Origin of the sequence: Aquimarina litoralis, from assembly GCF_019295435.1 — a bacterium.
Classification (GTDB): Bacteria; Bacteroidota; Bacteroidia; order Flavobacteriales; family Flavobacteriaceae; genus Aquimarina; species Aquimarina litoralis_A.
Genome location: NZ_WEKL01000109.1, coordinates 1 through 18591, shown reverse-complemented (window position 1 = coordinate 18591; position 18591 = coordinate 1). Strand labels below are relative to the sequence as shown.

Here is an 18591-nt window from a genome sequence, read left to right as displayed (position 1 = left end):
TATCTTTTATACACGTGCTTTTTCAAAAGCTTCTATTTCTGATTTATTGCTTACTAAGAAATCGATATCATCATATCCATTAAGTAAGCACATTTTTTTGTAATTATCTATTTCAAAACCTGCTTTTGATCCTGTAGGATTAATAACTATGGTTTGTGCTTCAAGATCCACGTCTATTTCGGTTGTAGGATCTTTTTCAATGACAGTAAATAACTCTTGTAAAAACTCTGGAGTTACTTGTATTGGCAATAAGCCATTGTTTAGTGAGTTTCCTTTAAATATATCTGCAAAAAAGCTAGAAACCACTACTTTGATTCCATAATCATGAATAGCCCAAGCGGCATGTTCGCGGCTAGAACCACATCCAAAGTTATTACCGGCAATTAAAATGCTTCCTTTATATTTAGCATCGTTTAATGCAAAATCTGTATTGATACTTCCATCTTTCTGGAATCTCCAATCTCTAAATAAATTCTCACCAAAACCTTCGCGATTTGTAGCTTTTAAAAAGCGAGCTGGGATAATTTGATCCGTATCCACATTTTCTATAGGTAATGGTATGGCTGTAGATGTGAGCTTTGTAAACTTATCCATAAGGTTTAATTCAACTGTTTAGTAATATCAATTATTTTTCCTTCTATCGCAGTAGCAGCAGCAACTAGTGGACTGGCAAGAATGGTTCTGGCACCTTGTCCCTGACGTCCTTCAAAATTTCTATTGGAAGTAGATACGCAATATTCTCCTTCAGGAATCTTATCATCATTCATAGCTAAACAAGCCGAACATCCTGGTTGTCTTAGTTTAAATCCCGCTTCTTCAAAAATTTCATTAAGACCTTCATCTACTATTTGTGAAGCTACACGTTGTGATCCAGGAACAAACCAGGCAGTTACATTTGCAGCTTTTTTCTTTCCTTTAATATAATGGGCAGCTACTCTAAAATCTTCAATTCTACTGTTCGTACAACTACCAATAAAAACATAATTCACTTTTTGATCAATTAGCGATTGTCCTTTTTCAAAGTTCATATAAGCTAAAGACTTTTCAAAGGATGCACTGGTATCAAGAGGAATGTTTTCTGTTATTTTGATTCCCATTCCAGGATTGGTACCATAAGTAATCATTGGTGAAATATCAGCAGCATCAAAATGATATTCTTTGTCGAAAACAGCACCCTCATCGGTAGGCAAGGTTTTCCAATATGCTACTTTTTTATCGAAATCAACTCCTTTTGGAGCGAATTCTCTTCCTTGTACATAGTCGAAAGTGGTTTGATCTGGAGCAATCATTCCTCCACGAGCTCCCATTTCGATACTCATATTACAAACTGTCATTCGACCTTCCATGGACATTTCCTCGAAAACATTACCAGCATATTCACAGAAATATCCTGTTCCAGAATTCGTTCCTAATTTAGAGATGATATACAATATAACATCTTTAGGAAGTACTCCTTGTCTAAGTTTTCCATTTACATTCACACGTAAACTTTTTGGTTTTTGCAATAACAAGCATTGACTTGCAAAAACCTGAGCTACCTGGCTCGTTCCAATTCCAAAAGCGATGGAACCGAAAGCCCCATGAGTAGAGGTATGGCTATCTCCACACACCATCGTCATACCTGGTTGGGTAATGCCCAACTCAGGAGCCATGACATGAACAATACCATTGTTTTCATGTCCTAATCCATATAATGTGATATCATTCTTAGCACAGTTTTCTGTTAATTGCTCCAATTGATTTCTAGATAATGGATCTTTTACAGGTAAATGTTGATCTACGGTTGGTGTATTGTGATCAGCTGTAGCTACCACCTGATTAGGTCTGTAAATAGGAATTCCACGTTGTTCAAGTTCATTAAACGCTTGTGGACTTGTAACTTCGTGGATTAAATGTTTATCTATGTAAAGTATTTGAGGGCCGTTTTCCACTTCTTTGACGACGTGTGCATCCCAAACTTTATCAAATAATGTCTTTTTCATATATATAGAGAGATTCCAAAGGTATTCTGAAAAGTATATAATAAAATATACGTTAAGCAACTGCTGCTGCTACAGAAACAGTTTTCATAATTTCATGAATATCCTCATTTACAACTTCTTTTTTTCTATCAGCATAGTTTAGGAATTCCTTATATACTTCGTCTAATTGAAGTTTCGTTAATTCATAACCAATCTTTTTTGCTCTATAAGCTAAAGCCGCTCTACCACTTCTAGCGGTAAGAACAATGGCAGATTCGGTAACACCAACTTCTGCAGGATCGATAATCTCATAAGTTTCACGATTTTTAATCACTCCATCTTGATGTATTCCCGAACTATGAGCAAATGCATTTGCACCCACTATTGCTTTGTTAGGTTGCACCATCATACCCATACTTTCAGATACCATTAGACTTGTATCATATAATAACTTAGAATTAATATCAGTATTCAAATGTAAATAAGGGTGTTGTTTCATGATCATCACCACTTCTTCTAGAGCTGTATTTCCTGCACGTTCTCCAATTCCATTAATTGTACATTCGATCTGGCGAGCGCCATTAATTGCTCCTGCTATCGAATTGGCAGTAGCCAACCCTAAGTCATTATGACAATGACAAGAGATAGTTACTTTGTCAATACCTTTTACATTTTCTTTTAGATATTTTATTTTGGCTCCATACTCTTCAGGTAAGCAATATCCTGTAGTATCAGGAATGTTCAGCACAGTAGCACCTGCTTTTATCATTTCTTCGCAAACTCGTGCTAAGAATTCGTTATCCGTTCGGCCTGCATCTTCAGCGTAAAATTCTACATCTTCAACAAAAGATTTTGCGTATTTAACGGCAGCAACTCCTCTTTCTATAACTTTTTCTTGGGTAGAATTGAATTTGTATTTTATATGAGACTCCGAAGTACCAATACCTGTATGAATTCTAGGTCTTTTAGCATATTTAAGAGCCTCTGCAGCTACTTTGATGTCATTTTCCACAGCTCTGGTTAATCCACAAACTGTTGCATTTTTGACAATTTTAGCAATCTCGTTTACCGAAGTAAAATCTCCAGGGCTTGATACCGGAAATCCAGCTTCGATTATATCAACTCCTAGAAGGTCTAGTCGCTCTGCAATTACTAACTTTTGTTTAGTATTTAATTTACAACCAGGGACCTGTTCTCCGTCTCTTAACGTGGTGTCAAAAATTTGGACTTTATTATCGCTCATAGGAATTATGTGAATTATTAGTTTTGAAAATATCTTTTAAAATATATTCTAAGATGTTTTACTTTTCTCTTACGAATTTATATTTTGGGTATTCAAAAAGAAGGGATTTGTCATACTGTTTTACAATGTTGAAAAGTTTTGATATGAATTTAACTTTCTTTTAATCAGTTAATTACAATATATTTTCTTACAATGACTAATGATCAAAAAGATCCTTTGTTTATTTTAGTGAAGTCACTTTCAAAGTCCGAAAAACGACAATTTAAAGTGTATGTGGGTAGGTTAGGAGTGAATACAGACTCTAAATTTTTAGCATTATTTAATCATCTCGATAAAAGTGAAAAATTAGATGAAGAGTTAATAGTCTCTAAGGGAATTGTAAAGAAACAACAGCTTTCCAATCTTAAAGCACATTTGTATAAACAAATCTTAATTAGCCTTAGATTAAGTCCTTTACATCAAAATGTTAGATCTCAAATAAGAGAGCAATTGGACTTTGCTACAATTCTATATCATAAAGGATTGTATAAGCAAAGCCTTAAGATCCTGGATAAAGCGAAAACAGTAGCTAAGGAAAATGAAGAAAATAATATTGCTTATGAAATTGTAGAACTCGAAAAAGTAATTGAAACGCAATACATTACTCGAAGTATTAATAGTCGTGCAGATGAATTAACTATTGAAGCAAAAATGCTGAGTATGAAGAATGTATTGACTAGTAGATTATCTAACCTTTCCTTACAATTGTATGGTTTAATGATCAAAAGTGGTTATGTAAGGAATGATAGAGAACACAAAGAAATTACCCACTATTTTGAAAGTAAATTACCAAAATATGATTGGGGACTTCTAGGATTTCGTGAAAAACTTTGGCTTTACAAAGCTCACTTGTGGTATAGTTTTATGGTGCAGGATTTTTTGTCTTGTTACAAATACTCTAAGAAATGGGTGGATCTTTTCTATAAACACCCTAAAATGATTACTTTAAATCCTGTTTTTTTTCTAAGGGGAAATCATTATTTATTGGAATCATTATACTTAATACAAGATAAAACACAATTAAAATTAACACTGCGTAAATTAGAAGAGACTATCCAATCTGATGACTTTCCGGTAGATGATAATATCGAAGTTTTATCATTTCAGTTTATTTACAATAATCGCCTAAATATTCATTTTCTGGAAGGTACTTTTGATGAAGGGGAATATTTGGTAGAGGAAATTTTAGAGAATATTATTAAATATAAAAATCGTTTAGATGATCATCATATTATGGTGTTGTACTATAAGATCGGGTGCTTGTATTTTGGGATGGCAAATCATAAAAAGTGCATAGAATATCTCAGCAAGATTATCAACAATAAATCCTTAAAAATGAGAGAGGATCTTATGTGTTTTGCAAGAGTATTAAGTCTGGTAGCACATTATGAAGCAGGAATGGATTATTATTTGGAAAGTCAATTAAAAGAAACGTATAGATTTCTTATAAAAATGGATGACTTGCATGAAGTACAAAAGGAGATGATTAAGTTTCTGAGAAACCTGGGAGATATATTTCCTCATCAAATAAAAGATGAATTTAGAAAGCTTCATAAAACATTAAAGCAATATGAAGATCATCCATATGAAAAAAGGGCATTTCTATATCTGGATATCTTATCATGGCTAGAAAGTAATATCCAAAATAGACCAGTTGCAGATATTATTAAAGAAAAGTCGCAAAAATTGGCAAGGTAATAGTAGATTTAAATGTTTACATAGTTTTTTTCTTAAACGTTTTGGAAAAGAGATGGTTGCAATAAATAAGTAACATTTTGATGTTCATTTCCTTACTTTTTTTTAAAAAGTGAGTAGGGTTTTTCTGATATATATTGTTTATTTACTAGGTACAGTTTATAAGGGAAAATTGGAATGAACAGAACTACTTTTTTTATCTTGTTTCTTAATGTAATAGGATTTTCTGCTATTGGTCAAATCACTGTAGATGATTCTTCTTTTACACCAACACAATTAGTCGAAGATGTATTGATTAATAGTCCTTGCGCAGAAGTAAATAATATAACTTCATTTACAGGGACTGCTCAAGGATTTAATGGTATCGGGTATTTTTCAGCAAACGGTTCTGGATTTCCAATAGAGGAAGGTGTAATTTTAAGTTCAGGAAACGCTTCGAGTGCTGTTGGTCCTAATGGAATAGATGCTTTAAGTGAAGGAGTGGGATCTGGCTGGGGAGGAGATGCTGATTTATCTGGTATTACCTTTACGCCAAACTTGTTTAATGCTAGTTTTATTCAGTTTGATTTTGTTCCAACAGTAGATTTTATAAGTTTTGATTTCCTTTTTGCATCAGAGGAATATGTAGATGCTTTTCCTTGTACATTTTCTGATGTTTTTGCTTTTATACTTACAGATTCGGCTGGTAACTCTACAAATTTAGCCGTTATCCCAGGTACAACTCCTCCGATTCCGATTAGTGTGACCACTATAAATGCAGGAGTAGATACAAATAATGATGGAGATTTTATTGATTCAGGCGAGTGTCCACCTCAAAACGAAAGTTTTTATGATAGAACGGTTGCTCCTGGAACAAACTCTCCTATTGATTTTAATGGATATACTCAAGTATTAACTGCATCTGGTCCAGTAAATGCCGGAGAAACCTATACGATTAAGTTGGTGATTGCAGATAATGCGGATGAGGCTTTTGACTCTGCGGTATTCTTGGCTGGCGGTAGTTTTAATCTTGGAGGTGATCTAGGTGTAGATAGGACGATAATGGCAGGTAATCCAGGATGTAGTGATGAACCTATTGTTCTTGATGCTACTTTGGGAAGTAGTGCCAGTTATACCTGGATGAAAGATGGATTGCCATTAGCACCTGGAGATGGAACTACAATACTAGCTGGAGGAGCACAATTAGAAGTTACCCAAAATGGAACTTATAGTGTGGATATTGTAATTTCGAGTGGTTGTACGGCATCAGATTCTGTAGAAATTGAGTTTATCACAGCACCAACGATTGCCACCGCACCAAATACGCTCGTTTCTTGTGATGTTGATGGAGATGGATTTAGTCCGTTTGATCTAACTATGAATTCTAGTTTAGTATTAGGAGGACAAGATCCTTCTTTATTTGGAATCACTTATCATTTGACGCAAGCCGATGCAGAAAACTATACAGGAGCTGCTTCGGATAATAGTATTGATACTCCAGATAATTTTACAAATACAGAAACAAATCAGGTTGTATGGGTAAGAATTGCTGAAACCAGTCAATTATGTTTTAAAGTAGCATCTTTTATGTTAGAAGTGATTGGAAACCCTATTGCTAATACCACGAGCGATTATGAATTATGTGACAATAATAATGATGGGAATGATACGAACGAAACTGTAGTATTTGATTTATCTACCAAAGTAAATGAAGTATTAGGAGCACAGGATGCCTCAGCATTTACAGTTTTATTTTACGATAGTCAAAATACAGCAGATGCTGGAACGGCAGGAACAGAACTTTCAGACTTATATACCAATACGAGTAATCCTCAGACTATTTATGTAAGAATTGAGAATAATACGAATAGACAATGTTATGAAACTACTACTTTTCAATTAATTGTAAACCCTCTTCCGGTAGTGGTAGATGTAGTTTCCTTACTACAATGTGATGATGATGTAGATGGTTTTTCTCTGTTCAACTTATCGGAAGCAAATTCTTTGATATCTGCAAATGCCGCTAACGAAACGTTTACGTATTATCTTACCGCTCAGCAAGCAATAAATGGAGATCCGGCAGACGAAATAACTAATTTTACGACTTATGCTAACCCTACTGCTTTAAACAGTGTTGTTTTTGCAAGAATAGTATCAGATAAAGGATGTGTAAGAACATCTCAGATTGATTTGCAGGTTTCTACAACGCAGATTCCAAGTGATTTTAATCTTTCATATACTATATGTGAGTCAGAAAATATCGACGACAATCCTTTGGATGGAATTGCTACGTTTAATTTTAGTGACGCAACGAATCAAATAGCTCAANTATATCCTGTAGGACAGAATCTTGTTATAAGATATTACCAAAATGATGCAGACGCGTTAGCTGAAGAAAATGAAATCATTGATATTTCTAATTATAGAAATACTGCATCTCCCTTTTTACAAGAATTGTATGTAAGGGTAGAAGACGGAACTGATAATTCCTGTCTTGGATTAGGAAATCACATTACGTTAAGAGTAAATCCGTTTGAGCCTATTCAATTTGAGGATGAATATGTAATTTGCTTACAAGGCGATGGTACCGCAATTAACTTGTTGCCAGAGGATATGATAGATACGCAATTAGATGCTTCTAGATATACGTTTCAATGGTATGTGGGTGAAGTGCCTTCTGTGGGAAATGAGATTCCTGGAGAAACAAATAGTACTTTTACACCAAGTGTCTCAGGAGTGTATTCAGTCTTGGTTACTGGGATTACTACAGGTTGTACTTTATCCAGAAGTACCACCGTTATAGAATCTTATCCTCCAGAAAGTGTTACTGCAGAATTGTTGTCAGGTGCATTTTCTGATAATGCGACTGTCGAAGTAACTGTAGTTGGTAACGGCGAATATGAATATCGATTAGATCAAGGAAACTGGCAAGATTCAAATATTTTTACGAATGTTTCTAGAGGTGAACATACTGCTTATGTAAGAGATAAAAGATTATGTGGTGAATTATCAGTTGAGCTAGAACCATTTGTGGATTACCCTGAATATTTTACACCAAATGGAGATGGTTTTCATGATGATTGGACGATTATGGGGAGTGATAATGTAGTTATTAATTCTATAAGAATTTTTGACAGATATGGTAAATTACTCAAAGATTTAGGAGCTTCTCAAAGCTGGGATGGAACATATAATGGGAGACAATTACCTTCAAATGACTATTGGTTTGTAGTTTCTTATTTTGAAGAGAATGTACAAAAAGAATTTAAAGCAAGTTTCTCTTTAATCCGTTAATATTTGTAATTATAAGTTCTTTTTTAGGGTGTCATAAAAATCTTGAAAACTTTATAACCATTTAAGTGTTATCCTTAAAAAAAGAAGCATTTTTGTATCGGAATCAGTTTTTAGTAAAATTACTTAGCAAAGATTTTAATTAAGATCTCAAAAATTTGATATACGATAACATACTTGATGGATAAACAACACCACCTTCGTAATATTCTGGAATTAAATTTAGCAATGCTTTTTATTAGTACCTCTGGTGCCTTAGGAAGATATATCGATATGCCAGTTCCAGTCACTATTGCCTTCAGAGCTATATTAGCTGGAATTGTATTGTTTCTATTTTGTAAATGGAAAAAGATATCATTTGGGATTGCTTCTAAAGATAGAACTACAATTGTTGTTGGTGGGATTCTTATGGGGCTTCATTGGATTACGTATTTCTACGCTTTAAAGATGTCTAATGTAGCTATTGGAATGTTATCTCTGTTTACATATCCAGTTATTACGTCATTTTTAGAGCCAATTTTGTTGAAAACAAAATTTCAGAAGATGCATTTGGTTTTAGGAGCTCTGGTTTTACTAGGTATTTATTTTTTAGTTCCAGATTTTAGTTTAGAAAATTCATATGCAAAAGCTGTTGGTATTGGTGTAGTGTCCGCTTTTTGTTATGCCCTAAGAAATTTATTAATGAAAACTAAAGTTGGTAATTATCATGGGTCTATGTTGATGTGGTATCAACTGGTAATTATCAGTATGATGCTATTACCTACGCTTTTTATATTTGATAGTTCCGGAATTATGACGCAATGGCCATGGACTTTAGTGTTAGCAATTCTTACTACTGCTATTGGACATACATTATTCTTATTTAGTTTGAAACGATTTTCAGCAACGACAGCAAGTATAATAAGCAGTGTACAACCTGTATATGGAATTATTATTGGGGTTATATTTTTAAAAGAAATCCCGGTCTTAACAACAATTATAGGAGGTTTACTTATACTAACTTCAGTAGTTATTGAAAGTGTAAGATCTTACAAATAGATTATTTTAAAATTTCGTTCCATATAGCATCAGATGGAGGAGGAGCTATAATGGTAAGAGGTACTTTTTTTACAGGATGTACAAAAGTGAGTTGTCTTGCATGTAAATGAATGCTACCGTCTTTATTGCTACGATCTACACCATATTTTAGATCTCCTTTAATAACACATCCGATACTAGATAATTGAGATCTTATTTGATGATGCCTTCCGGTATGGAGATCAATTTCTAAAGCACAATAACGATCCAGCTTTTTTAAGATACGATACTCTAAAATAGCCTTTTTACTATCTGGTACTTCGTGTTTATGAGCGTAAGACTTATTTTGCTTTGGATTTCTTTTTAACCAATGTACTAGTGTATCATTTTTCTTTGGAGGAGTATTTTTTACTACTGCCCAATACATTTTTTTAGCTTCTTTATTTGCGAAAATTTTATTTAGTCTAGGAAGTGCTTTACTGGTTCTTGCAAAAACAATAATACCACTTGTTGGTCGATCTAGCCGATGTACAACTCCTAAATATACAGCTCCCGGTTTATTATATTTTTCTGCTATGTATTCCTTGACTACCTCACTTAATGGTTTATCCCCAGTTTTATCGCCTTGTACAATATCTCCAGCCCTTTTGTTTACAACTATTATATGATTGTCTTCATACAAAACTTGAAGATTAGACTTATCGGAAATAATTTTAGACATGTATACTAGATTAGTTGGATTATTGAATTTATAAAGATGGTTTCTTTTGGGAAACACTTCCTTGAGATTTATCCAAAACTGCCTTTAATGTATTTTTATTAGTACTGTTGTTAGCATTTATTTGTAAGATAGAAATATCATTATATTTTAAATCGATATCGTCTTCTATATAAAGATCAAATACTTCTCCTTGTATAGTTTCTAATTTGAGATCAAAACGTTTTTTTAAATAAAAAGACCCTTCTACAACTTCATAGGAAAATCCATAATATTCGATCATCCGATTAATGCCATTTATAAGAATCTTAGGTCCAGAAACACCAATTATAGTGAGAATAGCACCTAAAATAAAAGAAGAGAATCCAAATAAAAAGGATATTCCAATTAGAGCCAATATGGTAAATACGATTCCAGTAATTATAGCTAATAAATCAGAGAGTATTGCTTTAACAGATCTGGAAATTTTAAAATTTCTTCCATCATCAAAATCGATTTGCAATCCTAAATTGCTAATAAAAGCAAGGTTTTTAATGTTTTGATGCTCTTCAGAGATATCATTTTCTAATGTTACCAAAGCTTCTCTTTGATCTATAGACTTTCTGTTGAGAAGTTCTTTCTTTAGTTCTTTTTTGGCAGCTAAGGAAAGTTTGTCATATACCAATACTATATCTAATAATTCTTYGTCAGAAAAGCTTTGATAGGATACCATAATGATTTAAATAAAAAATGACTAAATACTACGACTAATATTGTTCATTTTCATTTGGAAAATCTAATGATTTAACATCTGCAACATATTTTTGAAAGGCATTAGTCATTTCCGTATATAAGTCAAGATAACGTCTTAAGAAACGAGGGTTAAATTCATGTGTCATACCTAGCATGTCATGCGTAACCAATACCTGACCATCCACGCCATTTCCAGCTCCAATTCCTATAATAGGTATCGTAAGGCTTTCAGCAACTTCTTGAGCTAGTTTAGCAGGAACTTTTTCTAATACGATAGCAAAACATCCAGCTTTCTCAAGCATCAAAGCGTCTTCTTTTAATTTTTTAGCTTCCGCTTCTTCTTTTGCACGTACTGTGTAAGTTCCAAATTTATAAATAGACTGTGGAGTAAGTCCTAAATGTCCCATGACAGGAATTCCAGCATTTAGAATTCTTTTTATAGATTCTTTTACCTCTTTTCCTCCTTCAAGTTTTACAGCATGTCCTCCTGACTCTTTCATAATTCTAATTGCAGAACGTAACGCTTCTTTAGGATCACTCTGGTAGCTCCCAAAAGGTAAATCTACAATAATTAACGCTCTATCAATGGCTCGAATCACGGAAGATGCATGATATATCATTTGGTCTAAAGTAATTGGTAATGTAGTTTCATGACCAGCCATTACATTTGATGCAGAATCTCCAACCAAAATTACATCAACACCAGCACCATCGACAATTTTAGCCATGGTGTAATCATATGCAGTTAGCATAGAAATTTTTTCGTTATTAGCTTTCATCTCTACCAGAGACTTTACCGTTACACGCTTATAATCTTTTTTTGCTGTGGACATTTTGTAAGTTAATTTAGTGTGGTAAAAGTAATCAATTAGAAAGATCGTAACAAGAGGATGTTATTTTTGATTTAATTTTAAGTAAATGGATATTTCATTTACACTTTTTTATAAATAATTAAAAGTCTAATTTTAGGCGAATTAAATTTTTGACTTATGCATAAATCTTTCTTTGTTTTTATAGTATTTATTTTTAGCAATGCTATTTTTTCTCAAGAAAAAAATGAAGTACACCAGCAAAAAGCTAAACAGGCAGTTTTAGATTTTTTTGAGGGTTTTCATCAAGGAGATACAACCAAAATTGGGAAAACAATTGATGCAAATCTTACAATGCTTACAGTTGTAAAGGATAAAAAAGGAGTTATTAGAACCAGAAATACTGATGCGAGTAAGTTTTTAGAAGTAATCCATAACAGACCTAAAGAGCAAAAGTGGTTGGAGAAATTATTGGATTTCAAAATAGATGCAAACGCTCAGATTGCTCAAGTCTGGACACCTTATGAGTTTTATGTCAATGATCAGTTTAGTCATTGTGGAGTGAATGTATTCCAATTATTTAATGATGGAGAAAACTGGAGAATTATGGCCATTGCAGATACTCGAAACCGAGAAGGGTGTAAATGATTTAGTATTTGCTACTAACAATTGCAAAGACAACTCCATTATTAATTGCATGCAATAAAATAGGCCAAATCATATGATTGTTTTCTATTTTAATCTTACCAAACATATGTCCTGCAATTATTCTAGGAACAATCAATAGAAATAAAATACTATTTAGAGTTAAAGAATCAACATAATTGAAAATATGTAGAAACCCGAAAATTATAGAAGTTATTTGCAGTGTAGTGATTTGATGTTTGTTTAAAAATGTAGTTGCTTGATGAAGGTATACCGTCGGAATAATTCTTTTAAATACAAAAAATAGAAAAGCTAGTATCAATATCGAAATTATGTATTTGTAATACCATTCTAAGTCAATCGAAACAAATAAACCAATTATAAAAAAGCCCCATGAACTTACAAATAAGATAAGGTCTTTTGATGTTGGTTTTACTAATGTTCTAAACATTAACTCCTCTATTATTGGAGCGAAAACAACCATTGCTAAAAATGCTTTAAGCTTATTTTCTTTTAAAACGTCAAAAAGAGAATCTTGAGAATATTTTTGTAGATCTAAATACGGAAATATACTTTGGAGTATTGTCACACAAATAAAAAAAAGGATATACAACCCAAATAACTTGAAGTAGAAACCAATTAATCGTTTGATTTTATGTGTCAAATTTGTTGAAATATTTGAATTGTTAACAATCGCTTAAACTTACTTTTACCGCCAATCCTCCTTCACTAGTTTCTTTATACTTTGTGTTCATATCTTTAGCAGTTTCCCACATAGTTTCAATAACTTTATCCAGTGGTACTTTGGCGTTGGCTGCATCAGCATCTAATGCCATTTCACAAGCATTAATTGCTTTGATAGCTCCCATAGCATTTCGTTCGATACATGGTATTTGTACGAGACCAGCAATTGGATCGCAGGTCAAACCAAGATGATGTTCCATTGCAATTTCACTTGCCATCACTACTTGTTCTGGAGTTCCTCCCATTAACTCTGTTAAAGCGCCAGCAGCCATTGCCGAAGATACACCAATTTCTGCTTGACAACCTCCCATAGCAGCTGAAATAGTTGCTCCTTTTTTGAATAAACTGCCAATCTCTCCTGCTACGAGCATAAACTGTTTGACATCATCAAAGTTAGCATCATGATTCTCAATGACCATATAATACATCATTACTGCAGGAATAACACCAGCACTACCATTCGTCGGTGCGGTGACTACTCTTCCTAAGGAAGCATTTACTTCATTAACTGCTAACGCAAAACAAGAAACCCATTTTAATATTTGACGAAACTTTACTTCAGTATCTCTAATGGCTTCGATCCATTCGGTTGGATTCGTATAAGTAGCATTTCCAATCAGCTTTTTATGAGTATCATAAGCTCTTCTTCTTACATTTAAGCCTCCTGGTAATGTGCCTTCTGTATGACAACCTGTATACATCGATTCTAACATGACATTCCAGATTTCTTTTATTCTGGTATTAATTTCTTCATCACTTTGAAGAGATTGTTCATTCTCCAATACAATTTCTGATATCTTCTTATTTTTTTGCTGACAATAGCTAATAAGATCCGAAGCTTTTTGGATGGGTAAAGGAAACTCTCTAAAAGCTTCCATCTTTTTCTTTTCTCTTTTCCTTGTTTCTTGGACCACAAAACCACCACCAATAGAGTAAAAAGTAGAATTGATTGTTTTTTTGTTTGCTAGAATYGCTGTAAAAGTAATAGCATTTGGATGAAATTCTTTGAAATCACGATTGAAGACAATTTGTGTTTCTGGGTCAAAACTAACCTTCAATTCTTGATTAAATTCTAATATTTTATTTGATTTTATATTTTGAATAATTTCTGGTATAGCTGATACATCGATTGTTTGTGGATCATATCCACATAATCCTAAAATTGATGCAATGTCAGTAGCATGACCTTTACCTGTTAGGGATAAAGATCCAAATAAATCAACGGTAATAGATTCAACTGAAGTAAAAAGATTATTCTCTTTTAGTTCTGCTATCCATCGTCTTCCTGCTCTCCATGGACCAAAAGTATGCGAGCTAGAAGGACCTACTCCAATCTTAAGCATATCGAAAATACTGATACATTCCATAATTGTCAATTGATTGTGAAATTACGGCGGTAAATATAGGGTATTGATAAAAAATAAAGCTTTATTTTATTGAATACTTAAATATGGGTTGTTTTTTATATAATGTTATTGAGCTTATTTAAAGGTGTTTATAGGATAATGACATCCTGTCATATAATTAGACATGGCATAATCATTGACTTATATGGAACAAATAATTTTAGAAAACACTAAAACATTTATATAGTAATATGAGTAAAATAATAGGAATAGATTTAGGGACAACCAACTCTTGTGTTTCTGTAATGGAAGGTAATGAGCCAGTTGTTATCCCTAATGCAGAAGGAAAGAGAACAACTCCATCGGTGATTGCATTTGTAGAAGGAGGAGAAATTAAAGTTGGGGATCCTGCAAAACGTCAAGCGGTTACAAACCCGACTAAAACAATCTCTTCTATTAAAAGATTCATGGGGAATAAATTCTCTGAATCGGCAAAAGAAGCAGAAAGAGCTGCTTATAAAGTAGTAAAAGGAGACAACGATACGCCAAGAGTAGATATCGATGGTCGTTTATATACTCCGCAGGAGTTATCTGCAATGACGCTTCAAAAAATGAAGAAGACTGCAGAAGATTATTTAGGTCAAGATGTAAGTAGAGCAGTGATCACTGTTCCTGCTTATTTTAATGATGCACAACGTCAGGCTACTAAAGAAGCAGGAGAAATTGCAGGACTTAAGGTAGAAAGAATTATCAATGAGCCAACAGCTGCAGCTTTGGCATATGGTCTTGATAAAAAAGGTACGGATCAGAAAATCGTAGTATTCGATTTTGGAGGTGGTACTCATGATGTATCTATCTTAGAATTAGGTGATGGAGTATTTGAAGTATTATCTACTGATGGAGATACGCATTTAGGAGGAGATGATGTAGATCAAAAAATTATTGATTGGTTAGCTGAAGAGTTTAAAGCTGATGAAAATATGGACCTTCGTCAAGATCCTATGGCTTTACAACGTTTAAAAGAAGCAGCTGAAAAAGCAAAGATCGAATTATCATCTTCTGCTCAGACAGAAATCAATTTACCATACGTTACTGCTACAGCAAGTGGACCAAAACACTTAGTACGATCATTGACAAGAGCTAAATTTGATCAATTAATTGACGATTTAGTAAAGCGTACTATAGAGCCATGTCGTACAGCATTAAAATCTGCTGGACTTTCCACAAGTGATATCGATGAAATTATATTAGTAGGTGGATCTACTCGTATTCCTGCGGTTCAGGAAGCAGTAGAAAAATTCTTCGGAAAAGCACCAAGTAAAGGTGTAAACCCTGATGAGGTAGTGGCAATCGGAGCTGCTATTCAAGGAGGTGTACTTACTGGTGATGTAAAAGATGTATTGTTATTAGATGTTACTCCACTTTCTTTAGGAATTGAGACTATGGGGAATGTAATGACAAAATTAATTGAGGCAAATACGACCATTCCAACAAAGAAATCACAAGTGTTCTCTACTGCAGCGGATAACCAACCATCTGTAGAAATTCATGTACTACAAGGTGAGCGTCCAATGGCAGCAGATAATAAAACAATTGGTCGTTTTCATTTAGATGGAATTCCACCTGCACAAAGAGGAGTACCACAAATTGAAGTTACTTTTGATATTGATGCAAATGGTATTATCAAAGTATCTGCTACGGATAAGGCAACTAATAAATCTCAAGATATTCGTATCGAGGCGTCTTCTGGATTAACAGAAGAAGAAATCGAAAGAATGAAGCAAGAAGCCGAAGCAAATGCTGAAGCAGATAAAGCAGCTAAAGAAACTGCAGATAAGTTAAATGAGGCTGATGGAATGATTTTTCAAACTGAAAAGCAACTTAAAGAATTTGGTGATAAGTTATCAGATGATAAGAAAAAGCCAATCGAAGATGCTCTTGAAGAATTGAAAAAAGCACATGAAACTAAAGACTTAGCTGTGATTCAGCCAGCTTTAGATAAAATCAACGAAGCTTGGAAAGTAGCAAGTGAAGAGATGTATAAAGCTCAAGCTGAAGCTCAACAAGGAGGAGCTGCTGGACCTGAAGCTGGACAACAACAATCTGGAGGAGGAGACTCTGAAGCTAGTGATGTTGAAGATGTAGATTTTGAAGAAGTAAAATAACTAAGGTTATTCTAGATAGAAAATGCACAGTGAAAACTGTGCATTTTTTTATTATCAACACTAATAACCAAAAAAAATAGCTTAATTTTATCCAGGCTTAAAACATACTTTTACTATAATTTTTCACACATAATTATTCTTGATTTAGATGGGTAATGTCTAATTCGACGATATTAAGTCTAAGTAATGGAATATACTTATGAGTTTATCTCAAGTTTTTCGTAGAAAAGTCTTTTGGTTTTTTGATATTCTTAAGGGGAACGATATTAAAAAACATTTTGAAGATATTAAGGAGTTGATAGAAAACCCTCAAGCTTTATCTTCAATACAAAAAAAAGAAGAATACCTTCAGAATATCCTGCAACACGCAGTAAGTACAACCTGGTTTTATCAAAAATATTCAGGATATCAATCTATTGCTGATTTTCCGGTTATTAATAAGAATATGATCCGTGATAATTTTGAGGAGTTCACATCTTCAAAATATAAGTTAAAGGATTGTGTAAAAGTGTCTACTAGTGGTTCTACAGGAGCTCCGTTTTCAGTTTTACAAAATATGAGTAAGCGATGTAGAAATACAGGTGATAATCTATATTTCTCTAGTAAATCTGGTTATGAAATCGGTCAAAAACTTATTTATGTAAAAATTTGGAGTGATCAATATAAACATAATCCTCTATCCAAATTTTGGTGGCAGAATATTCATCCTCGAAGTGTTTTTAAGCTTAGCGATCAGGAAATAGCTGAATTTATAGAAAAACTTAGAAAAGATACTTCCAAAAAAAGTTTTCTTGGGTATACATCAGCTTTTACTACAATTTGTCAATATTTGGATAGAACAAATGCGGAGCCTATACAATCGAATGTGCAATCTATTATTACCATGTCTGAAGGAATTAACGATTATGTGAGAGCAGGCATGAAAAAATATTTTGGCATAGTGCCAGTATCCCGGTATTCTAATAATGAAAATGGAATTTTGGCACAGGAAGATCGAAATACGACCTTAAAATTTGTAATTAACTCTGCTAGTTATTTGATCGAGGTTTTTGATTTGGAAAAGGATGTTCCCGTTTCTTTTGGAAAAAGAGGTAGAATTGTTGTTACAGATCTCCATAATTACGCAATGCCAATAATACGATATGATACTGGGGATATAGGCACCATGAATTTGGACGAAAACAATATTCCATATCTAGCGTCTATTGAGGGGAGAAAATTGGATCTAATTTATAATACAAAAGGAGAAATAGTACCCTCACATGTTTCATATAAATTATGTAAATACGGAGATTATAAACAATTTCAGCTAATTCAGTATGGCAAAAAGGATTATACTATAAAATTGAATACTGATAAGAAGATTGACGAGTCTACAATGTTAGCAGAATTCAAAGGGTATTTTGGACAAGATGCAAATATTACTATTACCTATGTTGATGAAATTCCTTTGTTATCTTCGGGTAAGCGAAGAGAAGTTACGAACACCTATTATTCGTAATACAAAAAGAAATCTAATATTTTAAAATAAAAAATTGGCTATCTAAAAATAGTTCGATTTTGTTGTTAATGTTCACTCCATAGCTTAGGATAAGAACAACGAACTTATTTCTAGACAGCCAATCTTATATTGATACCATTATAAATGGTGATAAGGTTTTAGAGTTATCTAACAAATTTTAGGTATTTTGAATCTGATCTTGCAATATATAAACCTCTTGGCAAATAAGATAAATTAATACTTGGTGTATCGTTAAGATTGTCGATTTCAAGTACCTTTTTTCCTGTAGTATTATAGATACTTAAGGATTCTGTTTCGATGCTGTTATTTACAATTAGAGATGCTGAGTTAGTGTTAAAGTATAATTTATTACTATCAAAGGTAACATCATCAACACTTAATAATTCATCAATTGTAATTTCTGGGTATGCTCCACCAGTATCCCAAGTGGTATCAGAAGTGGCATCAGGATTGTCTGCGGATGAGAGCTTTCCAAAGATATAATATTTGGTTCCTGATAGCGATGCACTTGTAGGGAAATCGGCAGGGATATCTAAGGTAACTGTAGCAGATACATCTGTTCCTGCGGTTACAGTTGGAGTTACAATTACTGCAGTTCCAGTACTTGTAGATCCTCCAAAAATAGATGGGACATCTGCTTCAAATATTTGAAATTGTGTAGCAACATCCATAGAAGCTGTATACG

At 33.4% G+C, this 18591-nt stretch carries 15 protein-coding genes; 6 read left to right on the top strand and 9 right to left on the bottom strand.

What is annotated here, in order from left to right; all coding sequences use genetic code 11:
* Positions 1–6 precede the first annotated feature (6 nt).
* The 3 genes from leuD to GBO31_RS24575 are packed head-to-tail and all read right to left on the bottom strand — an operon-like array spanning position 7 to position 3204.
* A complete protein-coding gene (gene leuD / locus GBO31_RS24585) occupies positions 7–594 on the bottom strand; it encodes a 3-isopropylmalate dehydratase small subunit (RefSeq protein WP_219011287.1) in 588 nt (195 codons plus the stop codon).
* A gap of 5 nt (positions 595–599) precedes the next feature.
* Entirely contained in the window at positions 600–1982 is a 1383-nt protein-coding gene (gene leuC / locus GBO31_RS24580; protein ID WP_219011286.1) for a 3-isopropylmalate dehydratase large subunit, read from the bottom strand.
* Positions 1983–2034: 52 nt separating this feature from the next.
* Positions 2035–3204: a 2-isopropylmalate synthase gene (locus tag GBO31_RS24575; RefSeq protein WP_219011285.1), complete on the bottom strand. Its 1170-nt coding sequence runs from the start codon at positions 3202–3204 to the stop codon at positions 2035–2037.
* A 192-nt stretch (positions 3205–3396) separates the two neighbouring features.
* On the opposite strand from GBO31_RS24575, the gene GBO31_RS24570 reads away from it, so the two are divergent.
* From GBO31_RS24570 to GBO31_RS24560, 3 genes are all read left to right on the top strand, one after another.
* Positions 3397–4941 (top strand): hypothetical protein, encoded by a 1545-nt coding sequence (locus tag GBO31_RS24570; protein ID WP_219011284.1) that lies wholly within the window; start codon positions 3397–3399, stop codon positions 4939–4941.
* A gap of 174 nt (positions 4942–5115) precedes the next feature.
* Positions 5116–8211 (top strand): T9SS type B sorting domain-containing protein, encoded by a 3096-nt coding sequence (locus GBO31_RS24565; protein WP_219011283.1) that lies wholly within the window; start codon positions 5116–5118, stop codon positions 8209–8211.
* Between the two features lie 177 nt (positions 8212–8388).
* Positions 8389–9246: a DMT family transporter gene (locus tag GBO31_RS24560; RefSeq protein ID WP_219011282.1), complete on the top strand. Its 858-nt coding sequence runs from the start codon at positions 8389–8391 to the stop codon at positions 9244–9246.
* Position 9247: 1 nt separating this feature from the next.
* Here GBO31_RS24560 and GBO31_RS24555 read toward each other — a convergent pair whose 3' ends face one another.
* From GBO31_RS24555 to panB, 3 genes are read right to left on the bottom strand one after another with little or no spacing between them, the layout of a single operon-like run.
* Positions 9248–9946: an RluA family pseudouridine synthase gene (locus tag GBO31_RS24555; protein ID WP_219011281.1), complete on the bottom strand. Its 699-nt coding sequence runs from the start codon at positions 9944–9946 to the stop codon at positions 9248–9250.
* A 28-nt stretch (positions 9947–9974) separates the two neighbouring features.
* Positions 9975–10655: a hypothetical protein gene (locus GBO31_RS24550; protein ID WP_219011280.1), complete on the bottom strand. Its 681-nt coding sequence runs from the start codon at positions 10653–10655 to the stop codon at positions 9975–9977.
* Positions 10656–10689: 34 nt separating this feature from the next.
* Complete coding sequence (gene panB, locus GBO31_RS24545) at positions 10690–11508, bottom strand: 3-methyl-2-oxobutanoate hydroxymethyltransferase (RefSeq protein WP_219011279.1); 819 nt, start codon at positions 11506–11508, stop codon at positions 10690–10692.
* Between the two features lie 156 nt (positions 11509–11664).
* Here panB and GBO31_RS24540 point away from each other — a divergent pair, with 156 nt between their 5' ends.
* The gene (locus GBO31_RS24540; RefSeq protein WP_219011278.1) at positions 11665–12132 is read left to right on the top strand and encodes a nuclear transport factor 2 family protein; all 468 of its coding nucleotides are present in this window, start codon (positions 11665–11667) and stop codon (positions 12130–12132) included.
* Between the two features lies 1 nt (position 12133).
* Here GBO31_RS24540 and GBO31_RS24535 read toward each other — a convergent pair whose 3' ends face one another.
* Positions 12134–12718, bottom strand: a complete 585-nt coding sequence (locus GBO31_RS24535) for a CPBP family glutamic-type intramembrane protease (protein WP_219011277.1) — start codon at positions 12716–12718, stop codon at positions 12134–12136.
* A 97-nt stretch (positions 12719–12815) separates the two neighbouring features.
* Positions 12816–14240, bottom strand: coding sequence for an L-serine ammonia-lyase (locus tag GBO31_RS24530; RefSeq protein ID WP_219011276.1), 1425 nt, complete (start codon positions 14238–14240; stop codon positions 12816–12818).
* A gap of 230 nt (positions 14241–14470) precedes the next feature.
* On the opposite strand from GBO31_RS24530, the gene dnaK reads away from it, so the two are divergent.
* Both dnaK and GBO31_RS24520 read left to right on the top strand, forming a co-directional pair.
* Complete coding sequence (dnaK, locus tag GBO31_RS24525; RefSeq protein ID WP_219011275.1) at positions 14471–16384, top strand: molecular chaperone DnaK; 1914 nt, start codon at positions 14471–14473, stop codon at positions 16382–16384.
* A 199-nt stretch (positions 16385–16583) separates the two neighbouring features.
* Positions 16584–17885 (top strand): CoF synthetase, encoded by a 1302-nt coding sequence (locus tag GBO31_RS24520; protein WP_219011274.1) that lies wholly within the window; start codon positions 16584–16586, stop codon positions 17883–17885.
* Positions 17886–18049: 164 nt separating this feature from the next.
* On the opposite strand, the gene GBO31_RS24515 is transcribed toward GBO31_RS24520, so the two are convergent.
* The coding region (locus GBO31_RS24515) for a T9SS type A sorting domain-containing protein (protein WP_219011273.1) at positions 18050–18591 on the bottom strand (542 nt) is incomplete at its 5' end.

What these genes read in the sequence shown, in the direction of transcription:
- leuD (WP_219011287.1), bottom strand. Translation starts at nt 594, where the DNA reads ATGGATAAGTTTACAAAGCTCACATCTACAGCCATACCATTACCTATA.
- leuC (WP_219011286.1), bottom strand. Translation starts at nt 1,982, where the DNA reads ATGAAAAAGACATTATTTGATAAAGTTTGGGATGCACACGTCGTCAAA.
- GBO31_RS24575 (WP_219011285.1), bottom strand. Translation starts at nt 3,204, where the DNA reads ATGAGCGATAATAAAGTCCAAATTTTTGACACCACGTTAAGAGACGGA.
- GBO31_RS24570 (WP_219011284.1), top strand. Translation starts at nt 3,397, where the DNA reads ATGACTAATGATCAAAAAGATCCTTTGTTTATTTTAGTGAAGTCACTT.
- GBO31_RS24560 (WP_219011282.1), top strand. Translation starts at nt 8,389, where the DNA reads ATGGATAAACAACACCACCTTCGTAATATTCTGGAATTAAATTTAGCA.
- GBO31_RS24555 (WP_219011281.1), bottom strand. Translation starts at nt 9,946, where the DNA reads ATGTCTAAAATTATTTCCGATAAGTCTAATCTTCAAGTTTTGTATGAA.
- panB (WP_219011279.1), bottom strand. Translation starts at nt 11,508, where the DNA reads ATGTCCACAGCAAAAAAAGATTATAAGCGTGTAACGGTAAAGTCTCTG.
- GBO31_RS24540 (WP_219011278.1), top strand. Translation starts at nt 11,665, where the DNA reads ATGCATAAATCTTTCTTTGTTTTTATAGTATTTATTTTTAGCAATGCT.
- dnaK (WP_219011275.1), top strand. Translation starts at nt 14,471, where the DNA reads ATGAGTAAAATAATAGGAATAGATTTAGGGACAACCAACTCTTGTGTT.
- GBO31_RS24520 (WP_219011274.1), top strand. Translation starts at nt 16,584, where the DNA reads ATGAGTTTATCTCAAGTTTTTCGTAGAAAAGTCTTTTGGTTTTTTGAT.